Below are 19,288 nucleotides of genomic sequence, written 5' to 3'. Positions count from 1 at the left end.
CGCTCTCGCCTCGAGCGTGAATGCGATGAAGTGCGGGGCCGAGACTACGCTCCGGAACTCTCCGGTCAAGTCACCGAATTTCGTGATACGGGCGAACGATTCGGGGAAATTGCCGAGAGCGCTCAGAGCACCTGCGAAAGGAACTGCTGCAACCGCGGGCTGCGCGGGTTGTCGAAGATCTGGTCCGGGCTGCCCTGCTCCACGATCCGGCCCGCGTCCATGAACGCCACCTCGTCGGCGACGCTGCGAGCGAAGCCCATTTCGTGCGTGACCACGATCAACGTGAGGCCCCGCTCGGCCAGGCCCGCCATGAGGTTCAGCACGCCTTTGACCAGCTCGGGGTCCAGCGCGGAGGTGGCCTCGTCGAACAGCATCACCTCGGGGTCCATCGCCAGCGCCCGCGCGATGGCCACGCGCTGCTGCTGCCCGCCGGAGAGCGCCGACGGCCGGTACGGGGCCTTGTCCTCCAGGCCGACCTCGGCCAGCCGCGCGTGCGCGATCGCCGTTGCGTCCTCTTTGGACAGTCGCTTCACGCTCCGCAGCGGCAGCACGATGTTGTCCAGCACGCTGCGGTGACCGAACAGGTTGAAGTGCTGGAACACCATGCCCACGCGCTGGCGCAGCACGTCCGGGTTCGAGTGGATCACGCTGGTGCCGTCGAGCAGCAGGTCGCCGCTGTCGGGTTCCTGCAGGCGGTTGACGCAGCGCAGCAACGTGGACTTACCCGAGCCCGAAGGCCCGATGACACACGTCGTGCGGCCGCTGGGCACGCTCAGGTCCACGCCGCGCAGGACTTCGAGCGTGCCGAAGCTGACGTGGATGTCGCGCAGCTCCACACTGGACGAACGCACGGCGGTGGTCACAGGCTCACCCTCTCGGTGTTCACGAGCGACAGGTTGCTGCCGCCGTCGTCGCCGGGGTCGGCGCGGACCTTGCGGCCGGTCTGCAGGCGCTTGTCGATGTAGTTCACCAGGTGCGTGAGCGGCACGGTGATCACGAGGTACACCGCGCCGGCCGCCACCAGCGGCGACAGGTTGCCCGTGTTGGCCGCCAGGTCCTGGCCGATGCGGAACAGCTCGCGCTGCGAGGTGAGGAACCCGAGGAAGTACACCAGCGTCGAGTCCTTCACCAGCGCGATGAACTGGTTCACCAGCGCGGGCAGCACGCGGCGCACACCCTGCGGGATCACCACCAGCAGCATCGCCTTGGTGTAGGTCATGCCCAGCGCGCGGCTGGCCTCCAGCTGTCCTTTTTCGACACTCTGGATGCCCGCGCGGAAGATCTCGCCGATGTAGGCCGCGGCGATCAGGCTCAGCGCCGTGATGCCCAGCGGGTACGGGTTGTGGCCGACGATCGGCCGCGCGAGCGTGCCGAGACCCTGGCCGATCACGAGGATCGTCAGGATCGCGGGCAGGCCGCGGAAGATGTCGGTGTACACCCGCGCGGGCCAGCGCAGCCAGATCTTCTTGGACAGCCCCATCACGGCCAGCACCATGCCGAGCACGGTGCCGATGACCGCCGACACCCCGGCGAGGATCAGCGTGTTGACCAGGCCCGTCTTGAGCAGGTCGGGGAAGACCTGCCAGATGTAGTCCCAGTTGAGGAACGTGTCGAGAAACTGATCCATAACGCGCTACTGCCCCGTGGCGAAATCGGTGGGCACGGGCTCGTTCGGCTCGAACTGCTGGTGCACCTTCTTCCAGGTGCCGTCGGCGACGACCTTCTTGATGCCGTCGTTGAGCTTGTTCAGCAGATCGGTGTTGCCCTTCTTCACGGCGTACCCGTGCGGGATCGTCGTGGTGATCGTCTTGGTGACCTTGAGGCCCGGGTTCTTCGCCGAGTAGTCCTCCGCCGAGGCCGCGTCGAACACCGCGCCGTCGATCGCCGACGACTTCAGCGCGCTCAGCGCCGCCGCGTCGTTCGGGAAGCGCACGGCCTGGGCCTTGGGTGCGTTGGCCGCGAGCCAGGTGTCGGAGACGGTGCCCTGCACCACGCCGATCCGCTTGCCCGCCAAGGAGTTCTCGTCGGTGATGCCCGCCGTCTCCTTGGCCTCGATGCCGAGCGACTGGTAGTTGTACGGATCGGAGAACGCCACCGTCTGCTTGCGCGCGTCGGTCTGCGCGATGCCCGCGCTGCCGATGTCGAACGTCCCGTTGGCGACCTGGCCCAGCAGCGCGGAGAAGTCTACCGCGACGAACTCGACCTTCAGGTTCTCCTTGGCCGCGATGTCCTTCAGCAGCTCGTTGTCGAACCCGGTGAACTGGCCGTTCTCCTGGTAGGCGTTGGGTCGCGAGTCGCTCAGCGTGCCGACGCGCAGGGTGTCACCGTCGCTGCCGCTGCCCCCTCCGCACGCGGTGAGCGTGGCGAGCAGGGCCGCCGCCGTGACGGCTGTGACCAATGTCTTCTTCATGTCACTCCTCAGCTTCCCGGCCGGAACCGTCGATGCAGGATAAGACAGTCACGCGTTCTTCACCGGCAGACCGGGACCGCCCTTGGCCAGCTCCGGGGCCACGGGCGCCTGCTTGAAGAACTGGGCGTGCAGGCGGGCGACGGTGCCGTCCGCGACGGCCTTGGCGAGGCCGTCGTTGAGCTTGTTCAGCAGGTCCGGATTGGACTTCGCGACCGCGTAGGCCGAGGGCGTGTCCTTGTCCAGCACCGTGTAGCCGAACTCCAGCGGCACGGTCGGGTTCTGGTCGAGGTACTTCTGGCCGATGTCCTTGGGCACCACCCAGCCGTCGAGGCCGCCGTCGCGCAGCTGCGCGAAACCCGCGTTGTAGTCGGGGAAGCGCACGACCTCGGCGCCCGCGAGCTTGCCCGCGAACTCGTCCTGCACCGATCCCTGCACCACGCCGAGGCGCTTGCCCGCGAACGCGCTCGCGTCGGCCAGGTTCGCGCCCTTCTTGCTCACGACGGTGGTGTAGCTGGTGTCGTAGCCGTTGGAGAACGCGACGGTCTTCTTGCGCGCGGTGGTGGCCGAAATCGTGGAACTGCCGATGTCGAGCTGGCCGCCCGCGACCTTGGCGAGCAGGCCGGAGAACTCGGTGCCGACGAACTCGACCTGGAACCCTTCGCGCTTGGCGATGTCGCGCAGCAGCTCGTTGTCGTAGCCGGTGAACTGGCCGTTTTCGAGGTAGATGCTCGGCGGCGCGTCCGTGAGGGTGCCGACGCGCAGCGTCTGACCCGACGCGTCCGACGAGCCGCACGCGGTGAGCGTGACGGCAGAGGCGACTACGACGGCGAGGGTGCTGAGGAGCTTGCGCATGACTTCTTCCTGGCTCACGGACATGAAAAACGCCAGGCCGCGGGGTGCGGCCTGGCGCTTCCGGGTTCAGCGTCCGAGATTAGGGATTTCGCCCGATCGGGTAACTTCGTCTCAGTACGTGGACTTCGTGCCCGCGGTCACAGGAATTCGCGCCGGCGCTGGTCGAGCCGGAACCGGTTTCCCGGTGAACGGGACTCGCGGGCTTTGCGGGCGCTCGCGAATGAAGTAGCTCACGGCATCGGGCCGGTCTCCGCGCACTGCGCTTTTCCGCCGCCGAAGGTGGTTCGCAGCCACGACAGGTACAACGCGTTCGCCGCCGGCGCGGCGAGCTCCTCCTGGATCGCGTGCCCGCTGCCGGCGACCAGGTGCGTGGCGAGGCACGCGTTCGGCAGCAGCTTCTTCTCGTAGCTCTGGAACGCGGGCGCGCCACCGCACTGCGGCGTCGGCGACGGCGGCGCGCCCACCGGATTGCCCTCGCAGTAGTGGCGGTCGAACTGGCCGACGGCGACCAGCGCCGGCACCGTGATCCGGGCCGCCTGCGCGGCCGCGGCGGCGCCCTGCGGCCGGGACGACAGCTCGGTGTCGGACAGGATTCCCTGGTGGGCGCCGATCACCGGTAGCGCTTTCGGGTCGGTGCCCGGGCCGTGGACGAGGCCGATCTGCTCGACCTTGTCCGGCAGCACCGTCACGTACCCGTCGTCCAGGCCTTGCCACCGGGTCCCGACGGTCCGCGCCGGCACCTGGTAGAGCTTGTCGAGCTGCAGGGTTTCCGGGGTCACGGCGGCGCCGTACCCGGTGAGGATCAGGGCGTCGAGCACTCCGGCGTGCTTGGCCGCGACGCCGGCCAGCGTGCCGGAGCCCAGCGAGTGGCCGATGCCGACAACGGTGTGCCAGGTCGTGCCGAACACCTGGGCGTCGCTGCGCAAGGCCGTCGCCACCTGGTCCGCAGTGGACACTTGCGCGTCGTAGGTCACCGCTTTGCTCGACGCCGGCACGGTCGAGCGTCCGGTGCCGAGCCGGTCGAGCGCGTAGGTGGCGTAGCCCTCGGCCAGGGCTGCGCGCACGAGGCTGTTCGAGCGCAGCTCGGGCAGGTCCCAGTAGTCGGCGTTCTCGCCGCCCCCGGCGACGAGCAGCAGCACGGTGCCGTTGCCGCTCGGGGGCGCGCACAGATCACCGGTGAGCTGGCCGGGCGCGGCGACACCGGGGATCGAGACCGGGGTCTTCACCACCCGGCACGCCGGCGCCGGAGCTTGGGCGGGAGCGGCCGGCGGGCCGCTCGAACACGCGGCCGCCAGCACGGCGGTGAGCAGGAGAACCAGGCCACGGCGGGCGAGGGGCATCGTCGACTCTCTTCTGTCGCCAGTGCCCCGAGGCTAGGAAGCAGCCTCGCTCCGCAGTAGCCGGATTTTCCGTCGGGTCCCGTCAGTTCCGCTTACAGGATCGGTCCCGGCGCGTACTGCGCCGCCTCGGGGAAGCGCTCCAGCACGGTCTCCACGCGCTGGGCCACCTCCTCGACCTGCGCCGGCGCCACGCCCGTGAACGAGATCCGGTCGGCGAGGAGTTTGTCGAGGTCACCGCGGTCGAGCGGCAGCCGGTCGTCGGCCGCCAGCCGGTCGAGCAGGTCGTTCTCGGCACCGCGCTCGCGCATGGCCAGGGCCACGCCGACGGCGTTCTCCTTGATCGCCTCGTGGGCCGTCTCCCGCCCGACGCCGCCGCGCACGGCCGCCATCAGCACCTTCGTGGTGGCGAGGAACGGCAGGTAGCGATCCAGCTCACGCTCGACCACGGCCGGGAAGGCGCCGAACTCGGACAGCACCGTGAGGAAGGTCTCCAGCAGGCCGTCGAGCGCGAAGAACGCGTCAGGCAGCGCGACGCGACGCACGACCGAATCGGACACGTCGCCTTCGTTCCACTGGTCGCCCGCGAGCTCGCCGATCATCGACAGGTGCCCGCGCAGCACGACCGCGAGGCCGTTGACCCGCTCGCACGAGCGCGTGTTCATCTTGTGCGGCATGGCCGACGAGCCGACCTGGCCCGGCTTGAAGCCCTCGGTCACGAGCTCGTGGCCGGCCATCAGGCGGATCGTCTTGGCGAGGCTCGACGGCGCCGCGGCCAGCTGCACCAGCGTGGACAGCACGTCGAAGTCGAGCGAACGCGGGTAGACCTGGCCGACGCTCACGAAGTGGTTGCGGAACCCCAGGTGCTCGGCGATCTTGGATTCCAGGAGGTCCAAAGTGGACTCGTCGCCCAGCAGGTCGAGCATGTCCTGCGCCGTGCCGACCGGGCCCTTGATGCCGCGCAGCGGGTAGCGCTCGATGAGGTTGTCCAGGCGGGAGAACGCGACCAGCAGCTCGTCGGCCGCGGTCGCGAACCGCTTGCCCAGCGTGGTGGCCTGCGCGGCGACGTTGTGCGAGCGCCCGGCCATCACGAGGTCGGAGTGCTCCACGGCCAGCGCGGCCAGGCGCGCGAGCACCGCGGCGACACGGCTGCGCATGAGCTCCAGCGACCGCAGCTGCTGCAGCTGCTCCACGTTCTCCGTGAGGTCGCGCGAGGTCATGCCCTTGTGCACGTGCTCGTGGCCGGCGAGGGCGTTGAACTCCTCGATGCGGGCCTTCACGTCGTGGCGCGTCACGCGCTCGCGCTCGGCGATCGACTCGAGGTTCACGTCGTCGATCACGCGCTCGTAGTCCGCGAGCACGCCTTCGGGCACCTCGACGCCCAGTTCGTTCTGCGCGCGGAGCACGGCGAGCCACAGCTGCCGCTCCAGCACCACCTTCTGCTCAGGCGACCAGAGCCGCACCAGCTCGGGCGAGGCGTAGCGGGCAGCGAGCACGTTGGGAATCCGGGGCTTGTCCGTCACGCGGCCACGATACCCGCGCAGGTCAGACGTGGGCGGGGCCGGTGGGATCACAGTGACTCCCACCGGTTCGGCCTCGCGAAGGCCTCGGCACCCCGTGCACCGAGCCGGCGGAGAGCCTGACACACCCGACCGCGGGTGCGCGAGGGATTTATCGGAGGCACTCACGGTGACGAACGGGCACGAACCACGTCGCGCGCGCCCGGCTGGAACGCCTGAGCCGTCAGCCCGAGACGGTTCCGGTCACGGTCAGCGACGTCGTCTCACCGGGAGCGAGCGTGGTCAGCGGGCCGAGCGCCTCCAGCTCCACGATGCGCGCCGGCGGGTCGAGGTCGCCCAGGTCGGCGAGGGGTTCCGGCAGCGGGTGTTCCAGCCAGATCTCCAGCGGCGACCCGGCGTCGGGGTACTCCGCGGCCGGGTCGACGTCGAAGGACAGCGTGAGCGTGGTCTCGCCGATGGTGCACGAGACCCAGCCCGCGGTGTCCGGCACGCCGAGCTTGCCGACGACGTCCTGCGCCGGCACCACGAGCGTGCCACCGTCCACTGTGTACTTCGGGTTTCCGGTGCCCGCCACGAGCTCCACGACGGCCGGGGTGCGCACGCCGGTCAGGCCCGCCCTGACGGTGCCGCCGCCGGGGAGCTGGGTGACGTTCCACAGGGCCCAGCGCACCGGCGCCTCGGAGCAGTTCGCCGCGGTGAGCCGCAGGGTGTACGAAGCGCCCGAGCCCAGCGTCAGCTCGCGCGTGAACCGCAGGCCCGTGCGGGGTTCGACGCCGCTGGTCAGGGTGACCGAGCACCCGGTGAGGCCGGAGACGGAGTACGGGCCCGAGTCCAGCACGGGGTCCGGCGGCCCCGCCCACTGGCCGGGCCCGTCCCAGCCCTGCGGTGCGGGCCAGGTCTTGTCTCCGCCGTAGTTGACCCAGTCGCCCATCCGGCCGGAGTTCGGGGCCAGGACGTGACCGTCGAGCGGCTGCAGGTCGGGACCCAGCAACGCCGGGTTGCGCCACAGCAGCTCGACGTCTCCGTGCGCCAGCGACAACAGCCGCCCGCCCAGCGCCGGGACGACGCCGAGCCGCAGCACACCGTTGTCGAGCCACACGACGTCGGTCACCATTCGGCGAGCCCGCCGTCGTCCAGGCGCCACACCGGCGAACGCCAGTGGTGGCCGACCTCGTCGGCGCGGCGCACGGCTTCCTCGTCGACCTCGATGCCTAGGCCCGGGGCGGTCGGCCGCGCGGCGTAGCCGTCGGTGAAGCGGAACAGCGCGGAGTCCGTGAGGTAGCTCAGCGCCTCGGTGCCCTGGTGGTAGTGCATGCCGAGACTTTGTTCCTGGATCAGGAAGTTCGGCGTCGCGAAGGCCACCTGCATCGACGCCGCCAGCGAGATCGGGCCGAGCGGGCAGTGCGGGGCCATGCTCGCGCCGTAGACCTCGGCCAGCGCGGCGATGCGCCGCAGCTCCGAAATGCCGCCGGCGTGCGACGGGTCGGGCTGCACCACGGCGACGCCCGCGTCGAGCACCGGCTTGAACTCCCAGCGCGAGTACAGCCGTTCGCCGACCGCGATCGGCACCGTCGACGCGGAGACGACCGACGCCAGCGCGCCTCCCTGCGTCTCCGGCAGCACCGGCTCCTCGACGAACATCGGCTGGACCTCTTCGAGCATCTTCACCAGCCGCCGCGCCATCGCGGGCGAGACGCGGCCGTGGAAGTCGATGGCGAGGTCGCGCTCCGGGCCCAGCGCCTCACGCGCCTCACGCGCCCGGGCCAGCGCGGCGTTGGCTTCGGCGGGTGACGCGATGGGCGCGAGCGGTCCCGCCACGTTCATCTTCACCGCCGTGAAACCGGCCTCCACCTGCGCGGACACGGCGTCGAAAATGCCCGAAGGACGGTCGCCGCCCACCCACGAATACACGCGCACGCGGTCGCGCACGGGCCCGCCGAGCAGCTCGTGCACGGGCACCCCGTGCACCTTTCCGGCGATGTCCCACAGCGCGTGGTCGAAGCCCGCGAGCGCGCTGGAGAGCACGGGCCCGCCGCGGTAGAACCCGCCGCGGCGCAACGTCTGCCAGTGGTCCTCGATGCGCAGCGGGTCCTGGCCGACGAGCAGCTCGGCCATCTCGTGCACCGCCGCGCGCACCGTCTCGGCGCGGCCCTCGACCACGGGCTCGCCCCAGCCGGAGATGCCCTCGTCGGTGTTCACCTTCAGGAACAACCAACGTGGTGCGACGAGGAACGTCTCGATACCGGTGATCTTCACCTGACCCCCACTTCCTAAGAGACGCGGTCTAAGCGGAATCCTTGGCGGCCGACCAGCCGCCGTCGACGGTCAGGTCGGCGCCCGTGACGAACGAGGCCGCCGGCGAGAGCAGGAACGCGATCACGGCGGCGACCTCGCCCGGGTCGCCCAGCCGTCCGACGGGCGTGGCCCGCGCGCTGCGTTCGATGTCCTCTTCGGTGAGCCGGTCCCACGCCTGCGTGCGCACGGGACCGGGCAGCACCGAGTTCACGCGCACGTCCGGCGCGTACTCCACCGCGAGCTGGCGGGCCAGCGAAACCAGCGCGCCCTTGCTCGCCGCGTACGCCGGGTGGCCCGGCAGGCCGAACCGCGCGTGGACCGAAGACACCAGCACGACGGAACCCCGCCGGGCCCGCAGCGAGGGCAGGCACGCCTTCACCGCGAGGTAGGAACCGGTGAGGTTCACGTCGAGCTGGTGCTGCCACTGCTCGCGCGGCATCTCGTGCAGCGGACCGGTGGTCGGTACATACGCGTTGCTGACCAGCGCAGTGATGCCCCCGCCCTCGCCCGCCATCGCGACGACCTGCGCCCAGGTCTCGTCGGCGGTCACATCGCCGCGCACGCCGGCGAGGTCGTCGGGGAGGGGGGCGAGGTCCACACCCACGACGCGGTAGCCGTCGGCCTGCAGGCGCCGGGCCGTCGCCGCGCCGATGCCTGACGCGGCACCGGTCACCACGGCCGTCGGGTTGTCTGGTGTGGACATCGCCAAATCCTCCTCGTGCTCAGAGCCTGGTACTCAGAGCTTGTCTACGCGGACATGGTCGTCCGGACCACGCACCCCGAGCCAGACGCCATTCGCGTCAGCCGCACCGCCGAGGGTGCCCACGACGCTGCCGGACGGGTACTTCGGCTGCTTGAACCAGCCGGCCCACGTGGTGCCGGTGCGGTCGTTCTGCCACAGCGTGTAGTCGCTGGCCAGCGCGAACACCGAGACCTTGTCGCCCTGCGCGACGAGCGTCGGGCTGCTCGAGACGGTGCCGCCGATCGACGTCCAGTCCGACCACGTGCCGTCGGTGCCGCGGGTACGGACCCACACGCCGTCGTCCGGGGTGCGGACGGCGACCGTGGTGCCGGCCGTCGAGGTCGCAGCGCCGGGGCGGCCGTAGATCTGCGCGCCGTTCGGCGAGCCGAGCGAGGACCAGCGGCCGTCGGTGGTGCGGGTCCAGACCTGTCCGTCGGTGCCCCGGGTGTAGAGCGTGCCGTCGGCGGTCACGGACGGCGAGTCGGTGAGGTTGCCACCGAGCCGGTGCCAGGCGCCCCAGCGCTTCCCGTCGTAGGTCAGCTGCCACACGGCGTTGTCCAGACCACGGACGTAGACGTCGATGGCCGATCCGTGCGCGTTCGCCGCCGGCTGGCCGAGGAACGGGCCGCCGATGACCGAGGTGCCCTTGCCGAGGCCCTGCGTCTGGAGCACACCGAGCGGGCCGCGGGTGAACGTCACGGTCTTGTCGCCGCTGCGGACCACGGCCGGACTGGCCGAAGCGCCGCTCGCGACGCTGGTGCCGGGCACCAGGTCCGTGCCGTGCAGCTTCAGGAACGCCGTGCCGTGCGCGGGAACCGTGACGGTGTAGGTGCCGGTCGCCGAGCCGCGGTCGGCGCGGGCGCGCAGGTCGCGGATCGAGACCTTGCCGGTGAGGCCGGCGTCGGCGAAGTTCAGCGTCATCTGCGTGTCCGCGTCACCACGGTTGAGCAGCACGACCGCGCGGTCGCCGTCCTTCGAGAGCCGCTTGCTGTAGGTGTCGGTCGAGCCGTTGGAAGCCACGCGAACGCCCTGGATCCCGAGCTTGTCCTGGTCGACGGCGATGATCTCGGGGTTCTTCAGCGTGTCGATCATCGACTGCGGCAGCGTGCGCGGGTCGGAGCCGATGATGAGCGGGGAAGCCATTTCCGCCCACAGCACGAGCTGCGTGGTCGACTCCTCCTCGTTCATCTCGAGGGTGCCCTGCTCGGTCTTGCGCATCGGGATCAGGAAGTCGGGGTCGTTCCAGTGGCCGGGCCCGTTGGCCTCGGGGTGCGCCGCGTTGACGTCGGCGTTGCGCAGCATGTCCTTGTAGATCCCCTCGTACGGGGTTCCGAAGGCCACGTCGGTGTTGGTGCGCCAGGAATCGGCCACGAGCGGGCCGAAGGTGTAGGAGACGCCGGCGGTCTGGCTGGGCGTGTGCGGCACGCCCCAGTCGTCGGTCACCGGGTTGCAGATGTTCAGGATCATCTTGCGGCCCGCCTTCTGCAGGGCCGCGCTGAACTCGGTGTACGCCTTCGCCGGGTCGAGGTTGTTCGCGATGCCGCAGAGGAAGTCGACCTTGATCGCGTCGAACTTCCAGGTGGCGAAGCGCTTCGTGTCCTGCTCGTAGTAGCCCTGGCTGCCCGCGGCGCAGTTCTTGCCGTCGGACGGGCCGGCGTCGGTGTAGATGCCGGCGAGCAGGCCGCGGTCGTGGATGTACTTGACCAGCGCGGACATGCCGGACGGGAAACGCTCGGGGTCGGGCACGAGGTTGCCCTGCGCGTCACGCGGGACCTTGGCGTTCCAGCCGCCGTCGATCCAGACGTACTTGTAGCCGGCCTTGGCCAGGCCGCTGGAGACGAGGTAGTCGGCGACACCCTTCACGCCGGCCTCGGTCACGGTCGGCATGCCGAAGTAGTTGTTCCAGCCCATGTACGGCGTCTGCGCCAGGCCGGAGTTGTAGTAGTCCGGGGCGCCCTGGTCGGCGGCGGTGGACTGCTGCGGGAAGGGCGCGGCGGGGGCCGCGGAAGCGGGGGTCGCGAGCCCGACCACGGTGGCGGCGGCCGCGGCCACCACCGTGATCGTGAGTGCCCTGCGGGATCTGCGTGGGGAGCGCGGGAGCATGTGGCGACACCTTTCGTCGTCGAAACAGCGCCGAAGGGGGCCGTGATCGTCCGGCCCGCGAGCAGCATGCCGGGGTCGCGGAGGTCGCGTCAAGAATAAATCCTAAATTAAGATTTCACGCGGTATGCTGCCTGCGATGAACGACATCGAAGTCCTCACCCTGGGCGAAGCGATGCGGCTGCTGCTCGCGGAACCCGGCGTCGCGCTGCGGCGCGCGCACACCTTCACCGCGTCCGTGGCCGGGGCCGAAGCCAACGTGTCGGTCGGCCTCGCGCGGCTCGGCCACCGCGTGCGCTGGCTCAGCCGCGTCGGCGACGACTCGTCCGGCGCCGCCGTGCTGAGCACGCTGCGGGCCGAAGGCGTGGACGTCTCGGGCGTCGAGGTGGACCCGGCCGGGTTCACCGGACTGCTGCTGCGCGACGACACCCCGGGCCGCGGCATCGACGTGCAGTACCACCGCGCGGGTTCGGCGGCGTGCTCGCTGTCGGCCGACTACGTCCGCGCCGCCGGCCTCGGCGGCGCGCGGCTCGTGCTGGTCTCGGGCATCACGGCGATGCTGTCGCTGTCCGCGCGCGACGCGGTGCTGGCGTTGTTCGAGCTGGCGCGCGCGGCGGGGGCGACGATCGCGTTCGACCCCAACGTGCGGCTCAAGCTGGCGTCGCCCGCGCAGTGGCGCGAGACCGTGGGACCGCTGCTGCACCAGGCGGATCTGGTGTTCGCCGGCGAGGACGAGCTGGAGCTGCTCGACGCTTCGGCCGCCGACCTGGTCGCCAAGGGTGTCGGCACGGTCGTGGTGAAGCAGCGCGACAAGGTGGCGCGCGCGGTCACGGCCGAGTACGAGTGGAGCCAGGAAACCCTGGTCACGCAGGTCGTCGACCCGGTGGGCGCAGGCGACGCGCTCACGTCCGGCTACCTGTCGTCCTGGCTGCGCGGTGGTTCGCCCGCCGAAGCGCTGCTGGCCGGCGCGGTGTCGGCGGCGCTGGTCGTCGGCACGCACACGGATCTGGAAGGACTGCCCGACCGGGCCGAACTGGCCCGCACGAGCGCCGCCCTCGGTGGCGGCGAGGAGGTACACCGATGAGCTACCGCTGGGAGATCACGCACGCCGCCCTGCGGCAAGGGGTCGTGGGCATCGTGCGGACCGCGGATGCCGCGTCCGCCGTGGTCGCCGCTCGTGCCGCCGTGGACGCGGGCCTGCGGTCGATCGAGGTCCCGCTCACCAACTCCGGTGCCCTGGCGGCGATCGAGGAGCTCACGGCGGCGTACCCCGACGCCGTGATCGGTGCCGGCACCGTGCTCGACGAGGCCTCCGCCGTGCTCGCGATCCGTGCGGGAGCGCGGTTCCTGGTGTCGCCGAACTTCGAGGCCGCCGTGATCCGCACCGCTCACCGGTACGGCGCGGCCGCGTTCCCGGGCGCCGGCTCGGTGACGGAAATCGTGCGGGCGCTGGAAGAGGGCGCCGACGCGGTGAAGGTCTTCCCGGCCACGGCGCTGGGCCCGCGATGGGTCAAGGACGTGCGCGCGGCGCTGCCGCAGGCGCCGCTCGTGCCGACGGGTGGAATCGCTCCCGAGGACGTGCCAGAGTGGCTCGCGGCGGGCGCGGTCGCGGTCGGCATGGGCTCGGCGCTCACGCGCGGGACCGCCGACGACATCCGGGCCCGCGTGGCCGCGATGGTGAGGGAGGGCTCGTGACGGACGTCGTGCTGGTCGGCTGCTACACCGCCGAGATGGGCGGGAAGGGCAGTGGCATCGCCACGTTCCGCCGGGACTCGGCCGGGGGGCTGGCCTGGGAGTCGACGCTGGTGCTGAGGTCGCCGTCGTGGCTGGTCAAGCACCCGACGTTGCCGGTGCTCTACGCCACCAATGAGACCGACGAGGGCGCGGTCAGCTCGGTGTCGCTTGTGGACGGAGAGCCGTCCTTGCTCGACGAGGAGGTACCCAGCGGCGGCGCGCACCCGTGCCACCTCGCGGTGACTCCCGACGGGCGGTTCCTGCTGTGCGCCAACTACACCGGCGGCAGCCTCGCGGTGTTCGGCCTGTCGCGTGAGGGCCGCATCACCGGCCGCACGGACCTGGTGCAGCACAGCGGCACCGGCCCGAACTCCGCACGCCAGGAGTCCGCGCACGTCCACATGGCCGTGCCGAACGCCGACGGCTCCGTGGTGAGCGCCGTGGACCTGGGCACGGACGAGATCCGCAGCTACACGCTGTCCTCCGAAGGCACGCTGTCGCCGCTCGCCGTGTCGAAGCTGCCCCCGGGCAGCGGGCCTCGCCAGCTCGTGCGGATTCCCGGCTCGGACCTGGCCTACGTGGCCTGTGAGCTGTCCAGCGAGGTGCTGACGGTGCGCGAGACGTCCCCGGGCGCATTCGAGGTCGTGGCTTCGACACCGGCCACGCACGGCGCCTTCGAGGGCGAGAACATCGTGGCGCAGCTGGAGATCCTGGGCTCCGAGGTGTACCTGTCGAACCGCGGTGCGGACTGCATCACGTCGTTCGCCGGCTCACCGCTGGCCGCCGTCGCCGACCAGCCCTGCGGCGCGCACCCGCGCCACTTCGCCGTGGCGGACGGCACCTGCTACGTCGCGGCGCAGTCGGACGACACGATCACCGCGTTCCCGCTCGGTCAGCTGGGGAAGGCCGAAGTCGTGAAGTACCCGACGGGTTCGCCGAGCTTCGTGCTGCCGCTGGACCTGTAAGTCTTTCGGAGAACGAACAACGCCCTGCCGGCTCGGTGAAGCCGGCAGGGCGTTGTTCTGTGTTCAGACCCGGGTCAGGACGAACACGTCCGCGTCGTGCGCCGCGGTCCATTCGACCGGCAGGCCGACGTGCGTGAGGTGGGCGCCGGAGTACTCCTGGCCCGCCTCGTCGCGGTAAGCGGCGGCCGGGTCGAGGCCGTGCAGCCGGATGCGGGACGAGCGACCGGGCACGAGTGGCGTGCCGATCACCTGGCCGGTGTTCCACGCCAAGACCACGATCTCGTCGCCCAGCGTGTACTGGTTGGCCGCCGTCGGCTTCTCCGGTCCGGAAAGGACGCGGCACCGTCCCGTGTGGAGGATCGGCCGCAAAGCCTTGTACCGCGCGATCAGCTCTGCGGCTTCTGCCCGCTGGTCGGCGTTCCAGTGCGACAGGTCGGCCCCGATGCCCAGCACTCCCGCCATCGCGAGCACGAACCGGAACCGCAGCGAGCGCGGCCGCGGGTCGAACACGCCGGGTGCGTCCGTGACCCACGAACTCATCAGGTGCGGCGCGTGCATCAGCAGGAACCCGTCCTGGATGCGCAGGCGGTCGAGCGGCGCGGTGTTGTCGCTGGGCCACACGACGTCGCTGCGCGAGACCGTCGCCAGGTCCGTGCGGCCACCACCGCCGGCGCACGACTCGACGATGAGGTCGGGGTACGTCGTGCGCAGGTGGTCGAGCAGCCGGTGGTAGTTGGCGACGTGCTCGGCGTCCAGGTCCGCCGCCGGCGCGCCGGGGCGGCCGCGTTCGGTCGGCGGGCGGTTCATGTCCCACTTGAGGTAGGAGATCGGGTACGCGGTGAGCAGGTCGTCGAGCACTCCGCGCACGTACTCGAACACCTCGGGCTTGCCGAGGTCGAGCAGCAGCTGGTTGCGGATCAGCGTCGCGGGACGGCCGTCGAGGCGGTAGACCCAGTCGGGGTGCTCGGCGTAGAGCTGCGACTTCGGGCTGATCGCCTCGGGCTCCACCCACAGGCCGAAGTCCAGCCCCAGCCCACGCACTGAGTCGACGAACGCGCCGAAACCGCCCTCGAACGACGATTCCTCGGGTGTCCAGTCGCCGAGGCCGCCGGTGTCGTCGTCGCGGCCGACGAACCAGCCGTCGTCCACCACGAACAGCTCCACGCCCAGGTCCGCGGCCTGCTTGGCGAGGTCGAGCTGCCGTGCGCCGTTGACCTCGAACCCGGTGGCTTCCCAGGAGTTGTAGAGCACCGGGCGGCGCTTCTCGAGCCGCGGCCCGGCGAGCTTGCGCGAGTACGCGTGCCACACGTCGGCCAGGCCCGCGAGTCCGGCCACACTGGACGCCAAGGCCAGTTCCGGAGTGGACAGTGCGGCGCCGGGCTCAAGCCGGATCGGGCCGGGATTGGCCAGCCGGCCCGCGCGCACGCGCGTGAGACCACTCGGCTCGATCTCGGCGTCGAGCTCCCACGAACCCGACCAGGCCAGGGAAACGCCGTACGCGGGACCGTCCGGCTCACCCGCGTCCTGCACCGCGAGCCACGGCACGTACTGGTGCCCCGGCACGCCGAACCGGCTCTCCATGCGGAAGCCGCCGACTTCGAGCACGGTCGCGCGGCGCGTGAACTCCTGCGACCACTGGCCGGTCAGGTAGGTCAGCCGTGCACCGTCGAGTCCGGTCGGCACGCAGACGCCCGCCGACCCGAGGCGGTCGATCTCGACGGTCGCGCTGCCGGTGTTCGTGAACTCGACCCACCGGCACAGCACGTCGGTGCCCGGTTCCGCGCGGTAACACTGCACCGCCCGCAGCCCGGTCACCTCGTCGACAAACGCCAGCCGCAGCACGGTTTCGGTGGACTCGTCGGCGTCGAAGCGCCACCACGAATCCCCCGCCACCGCGAGGTCCGCACCCGAGAACGGCCGCAGCCCGCGCGGCGCGTACTCGACCGGCGCGGCGTCCGCGTCGGTGATGAAGTGCACGTCACCACGATTGGCCAGCGGCGACGGACCACGCTCGACGCCGCGCGGACCCCACGCGACGAGCTCCAGCCACCGGTTCCCCGGCTCCAGCGTGACGGTGTACGAAGTGGACTCGAGTTCGAGCGTCCACCGTTGGTTCACTTGATCGCCCCGATCGCGAGCCCGGAGATGAAGTGCTTCTGGAACCGCAGGAACACGGCCACGGTGGGCACGGCGGCGATCACCGAACCCGCCGCGATCACGTTCCAGTTGGACACGTACTGGCCCTGCAGGCCGAGCAACGCCGGCGTCACCGGCATCACGGTTTCCGTGCGCAGCACGGTGATCGACCACAGCAGGTCGTTGAACGTCCAGGTGAACGCCAGCGCGCCGAGCGCCGCCAGTGCCGGGCGGGTCATCGGCAGGATGATGCGCCAGAAGATGGCGATCGGCCCGGCGCCGTCGATCAGCGCCGCCTGCTGGATCTCGTCCGGAATGGACCGCATGAAACCCTGCAGCACGAACGTGTAGAAGCCGAGCCCGAAGCCGACCTGCACGATGATCAGTGCCGTGAGCGTGTCGTAGATGCCGAGCAGCTCGGACAGCTTCGACACCGGCACCAGCAGGATCTGCGGCGGCAGCAGGTTGCCCGACAGCATCACGAGGATGATCGTGCGGCGGAACGGGATCTGGTAACGGCTCAGCGCGAACGCCGCGGCCGACGCGAGCAGCAGCGACAGCAGCACGGTCGGGATCGTGACGATGAAACTGTTGAGCATCGCGTGGCCACCGCCGCCGACGCCCCACGCCTCACCGAACGAGCTGAGGTCGAACGAGTGCGGCAGCGCGCCGAGGCCGTTGCTCGCGATGTCCGAAAAGGACCGGACGCTGGTCGTGATGACCAGCACGATCGGCAGCAGCCACAGGACCGACAGGCCGCCGGCGACCAGGTGGAAACCGAACGTGCGGCCCTGCTTGCCGTGGCCGCGCTTGGCCGGGACTCGTTCCTCCGGCGCGGCAGGAGCTGCCGGCCGGGTCGTGGTCACGCTCACTGGTCCTCCCGGAACGCTCGCACGAGGTAGGTCACGATCACACCGAACGCGAGGACGAAGATCACCACGGCCAGCGCGGACGCGTAACCGAGCCGCAGCGACTGGAACGCGGTGGAGTACATGTAGGTGCTCAGCAGCTCGGACGAGTGGTACGGCCCGCCCTTCGTCATCGACCACACCACGTCGAACGACCGCAGCGAGTCGATGATGATCACCGACAGGACCACGGAGTTGACGCTGCGCAGCTGCGGCCACGTCACGTGCCGGAACTGCTGCCAGGCCGTGGCACCGTCCAATTTGGCCGCTTCGTACAGCGCGGGGTCGATGCCCTTGAGACCGGCCAGGTACAGCACCATCACGTAACCGAGCTGGCGCCACAAAGCCGGCACCAGCACCGCGTAGAGCGCCGTGTCGGGATCGGCGAGCCACGAGTGTTTCCAGCTGTCCAGGCCGATCGCGCCGAGGATGTTGTTGAACACGCCGTCGGGCTGGTAGATCGCCTGCCAGATCAGCGCGGTCGCGACCAGCGAGAACACCACGGGCGTGAACAGCGCGGCCCGGTAGAAGCCGACGCCCTTGCGCTCGCGGTTGAGCAGCATGGCGAGCCCGAGCCCACCGGCCGCCGACAACCCGCCGAACAGCACGATCCAGATCACCGTGTCGAGCGCGGCCGTGCCGAAGATGTCGTCGGACAACATCTCGGCGTAGTTGTCGAGCCCCACGAACGTCGGTGCGGAGACCCCGTCCCAGTTGGTCAGCGACAGGTAGAACCCCTGCAGCGCCGGCCAGAAGACCCAGAAGCCCTCGACAGCGACGGGCACGAGCACGAACAGGAGGAGCGTCGGCGGCACGCGGCGGACCGCGCGCCGTCGACGCTTCACCGGGGCAGCGAGCACCGCCATGTCAGGACTGCCCCTGCCAGACCTTCGCCGCGGCCGTCTGCCAGTCGCTCAGGATCGAGTCGAGCTCGTTGGGCTTCTGGATGAAGCGGATCAGGGCGGCGTCGGCTGTCGGCTGCAGCGCGTCGGAGGAGTCGCGGTTGAAGAACTGCGTGAGCTCCTTGGCGTCGTTGAGCAGCTTCCGTCCCTTTTGGACCAGCGGCGTACCGGAGTCCTTGGCCGACGGGTTCGCGGGCAGCACGGTGCCGGAGGAGTTCTTGATGTAGAGCTCCTGCGCCTCGGCCGTGGCCACGTACTTGAACCACTCCTTGACCTCGGCCACGTGCGGCGTGCGGGCGCTGGCGAAGAACCCGTCGGTCGGGCCTTCCTCGGCGACGGGCACGCTCGGGTCGAGGATCGGGAACTGGAAGAAGTCGAGGTCGTCGATCGCGTCCTTCGGGGCGGCGTCGGCGAAGAAGGTGCCGGTGAGCACCATGCCGGTCTTGCCCTGCAGCAGCACGGTGGTGGCGTCCTGGAACGCGAGCGCCGTGCCGTTCGGGTCGGTGTAGGGCAGCACCTGGCGCCACGGGTCGAAGATCTTCTTGACCTTCGGGTCGTCGAAGCGGCCGCGCCCGGCGAGCAGGTCGCGGTGGAACTGCGCGCCGTTGATGCGGATGTTGAGGTAGTCGAACCACGCCGAGGCGGTCCACTGCGTGCCGCCGCCCGCGCCGAGGCCGATGGGCGAGATGCCCTTGCCCTTCAACGTCTCGCACAGCGCGAGGAACTCGCTCCAGTTCGTCGGCGGCTTCACGCCCCACTTGGCGAAGTTGGACTTGCGGTAGAAGAAGCCCCACCAGTAGTAGCTGGTGGGCACGAAGACCTGGTGGCCCGCGCCGTCGCCCGAGAGGGTGCGCATGGCCTGGGAGTAGTTGCCCATCGTCTGCCACACGTCGCCGACGTCGAGCAGCAGGCCCTTCTTCGCGTAACCCGACAGCAGCGAACCCGGGTACCACGTGAACGTGTCGGGCGGGTTCGCCGAGGTCAGGTAGCTCGGCAGCTGGGTGCGGAAGGTCTCCGACGCGACGGTGTTGACCGTCGCGGTCGCGCCGCCCTTGTCCCCGAACGCCTTGGCGAGTGCCTCGATGGCGACCTTCGCCTGCGGCGAGGAGAGGTTCGACTGGACGGTGACCGCACCGGCGGCCTGTTTCACCGGGCCGTTGGAGGCCGAGGTGGCGCACGCGGCGAGGAAGCTGCTCGAACCGAGTGCTCCCAGGCCGACGAGGCCGGCGTTGCGCAGGAAATGACGGCGGGACAGGCCTGCTGCAGTCGTCATCGCTGTGACCCCTTTGTCTGAATGGAGCGTCGCTCCCCTGCGGGGGAGTGACTGCTGGCACAGACTTGCAACCGGGCTGGCGGCTGTCAAGATGTATTCATAATTTATGACGTA

Annotated in this window: 17 protein-coding genes; 3 read left to right on the top strand and 14 right to left on the bottom strand. The window is 70.3% G+C overall.

Features of this window, described 5'->3' with window-relative positions; genetic code table 11:
* Nucleotides 1–122 precede the first annotated feature (122 nt).
* The 10 genes from ACFY1H_RS03480 to ACFY1H_RS03435 form a co-directional block, all read right to left on the bottom strand.
* Entirely contained in the window at nt 123–863 is a 741-nt protein-coding gene (locus ACFY1H_RS03480; protein WP_386944295.1) for an amino acid ABC transporter ATP-binding protein, read from the bottom strand.
* Nucleotides 860–1,627 carry an amino acid ABC transporter permease gene (locus ACFY1H_RS03475; protein WP_366580388.1) on the bottom strand — a complete coding sequence of 256 codons (768 nt, stop codon included), beginning with the start codon at nt 1,625–1,627 and terminating at the stop codon, nt 860–862. The genes ACFY1H_RS03480 and ACFY1H_RS03475 overlap by 4 nt, the downstream gene beginning before the upstream one ends.
* Before the next feature lie 6 nt (nt 1,628–1,633).
* Nucleotides 1,634–2,410 (bottom strand): ABC transporter substrate-binding protein, encoded by a 777-nt coding sequence (locus ACFY1H_RS03470; RefSeq protein WP_366580387.1) that lies wholly within the window; start codon nt 2,408–2,410, stop codon nt 1,634–1,636.
* 48 nt (nt 2,411–2,458) lie between these two features.
* Nucleotides 2,459–3,262, bottom strand: a complete 804-nt coding sequence (locus ACFY1H_RS03465) for an ABC transporter substrate-binding protein (protein WP_366580385.1) — start codon at nt 3,260–3,262, stop codon at nt 2,459–2,461.
* Between the two features lie 230 nt (nt 3,263–3,492).
* Nucleotides 3,493–4,602 (bottom strand): alpha/beta hydrolase, encoded by a 1,110-nt coding sequence (locus tag ACFY1H_RS03460; protein ID WP_366580383.1) that lies wholly within the window; start codon nt 4,600–4,602, stop codon nt 3,493–3,495.
* Nucleotides 4,603–4,694: 92 nt separating this feature from the next.
* Nucleotides 4,695–6,122 carry an adenylosuccinate lyase gene (gene purB / locus ACFY1H_RS03455; protein WP_366580381.1) on the bottom strand — a complete coding sequence of 476 codons (1,428 nt, stop codon included), beginning with the start codon at nt 6,120–6,122 and terminating at the stop codon, nt 4,695–4,697.
* Between the two features lie 220 nt (nt 6,123–6,342).
* Nucleotides 6,343–7,233 (bottom strand): DUF4380 domain-containing protein, encoded by an 891-nt coding sequence (locus ACFY1H_RS03450; RefSeq protein WP_386944291.1) that lies wholly within the window; start codon nt 7,231–7,233, stop codon nt 6,343–6,345.
* Nucleotides 7,227–8,375 carry a galactonate dehydratase gene (gene dgoD / locus ACFY1H_RS03445; RefSeq protein WP_366580377.1) on the bottom strand — a complete coding sequence of 383 codons (1,149 nt, stop codon included), beginning with the start codon at nt 8,373–8,375 and terminating at the stop codon, nt 7,227–7,229. The genes ACFY1H_RS03450 and dgoD overlap by 7 nt, the downstream gene beginning before the upstream one ends.
* A gap of 28 nt (nt 8,376–8,403) precedes the next feature.
* Nucleotides 8,404–9,117, bottom strand: coding sequence for an SDR family NAD(P)-dependent oxidoreductase (locus ACFY1H_RS03440; RefSeq protein WP_386944289.1), 714 nt, complete (start codon nt 9,115–9,117; stop codon nt 8,404–8,406).
* A 33-nt stretch (nt 9,118–9,150) separates the two neighbouring features.
* Nucleotides 9,151–11,259: a hypothetical protein gene (locus tag ACFY1H_RS03435; RefSeq protein ID WP_386944287.1), complete on the bottom strand. Its 2,109-nt coding sequence runs from the start codon at nt 11,257–11,259 to the stop codon at nt 9,151–9,153.
* A gap of 136 nt (nt 11,260–11,395) precedes the next feature.
* On the opposite strand from ACFY1H_RS03435, the gene ACFY1H_RS03430 reads away from it, so the two are divergent.
* Genes ACFY1H_RS03430 through ACFY1H_RS03420 form a run of 3 tightly spaced genes read left to right on the top strand, consistent with a single transcriptional unit; the run spans nt 11,396 to nt 13,955 of the window.
* Complete coding sequence (locus tag ACFY1H_RS03430) at nt 11,396–12,340, top strand: sugar kinase (protein WP_386944285.1); 945 nt, start codon at nt 11,396–11,398, stop codon at nt 12,338–12,340.
* A complete protein-coding gene (locus ACFY1H_RS03425; protein WP_386944283.1) occupies nt 12,337–12,951 on the top strand; it encodes a bifunctional 4-hydroxy-2-oxoglutarate aldolase/2-dehydro-3-deoxy-phosphogluconate aldolase in 615 nt (204 codons plus the stop codon). Before ACFY1H_RS03430 ends, ACFY1H_RS03425 begins: the two co-directional genes overlap by 4 nt.
* The gene (locus ACFY1H_RS03420) at nt 12,948–13,955 is read left to right on the top strand and encodes a lactonase family protein (protein ID WP_386944282.1); all 1,008 of its coding nucleotides are present in this window, start codon (nt 12,948–12,950) and stop codon (nt 13,953–13,955) included. Before ACFY1H_RS03425 ends, ACFY1H_RS03420 begins: the two co-directional genes overlap by 4 nt.
* A 63-nt stretch (nt 13,956–14,018) precedes the next feature.
* On the opposite strand, the gene ACFY1H_RS03415 is transcribed toward ACFY1H_RS03420, so the two are convergent.
* The 4 genes from ACFY1H_RS03415 to ACFY1H_RS03400 are packed head-to-tail and all read right to left on the bottom strand — an operon-like array spanning nt 14,019 to nt 19,174.
* Nucleotides 14,019–16,073 carry an alpha-galactosidase gene (locus ACFY1H_RS03415; protein ID WP_386944280.1) on the bottom strand — a complete coding sequence of 685 codons (2,055 nt, stop codon included), beginning with the start codon at nt 16,071–16,073 and terminating at the stop codon, nt 14,019–14,021.
* Complete coding sequence (locus tag ACFY1H_RS03410) at nt 16,070–16,957, bottom strand: carbohydrate ABC transporter permease (RefSeq protein ID WP_366580366.1); 888 nt, start codon at nt 16,955–16,957, stop codon at nt 16,070–16,072. The genes ACFY1H_RS03415 and ACFY1H_RS03410 overlap by 4 nt, the downstream gene beginning before the upstream one ends.
* Nucleotides 16,958–16,959: 2 nt before the next feature.
* Nucleotides 16,960–17,865: a sugar ABC transporter permease gene (locus tag ACFY1H_RS03405; RefSeq protein ID WP_366580364.1), complete on the bottom strand. Its 906-nt coding sequence runs from the start codon at nt 17,863–17,865 to the stop codon at nt 16,960–16,962.
* A gap of 1 nt (nt 17,866) precedes the next feature.
* Nucleotides 17,867–19,174: an ABC transporter substrate-binding protein gene (locus ACFY1H_RS03400; RefSeq protein ID WP_386944278.1), complete on the bottom strand. Its 1,308-nt coding sequence runs from the start codon at nt 19,172–19,174 to the stop codon at nt 17,867–17,869.
* Between the last annotated feature and the right edge of the window lie 114 nt (nt 19,175–19,288).

This window comes from Amycolatopsis sp. NPDC001319, from assembly GCF_042896185.1.
In the GTDB taxonomy this organism is placed as follows: Bacteria; Actinomycetota; Actinomycetes; order Mycobacteriales; family Pseudonocardiaceae; genus Amycolatopsis.
The sequence above is the reverse complement of the archived record's forward strand: the minus strand, read 5'-3'. Positions and strand labels throughout refer to the sequence as shown.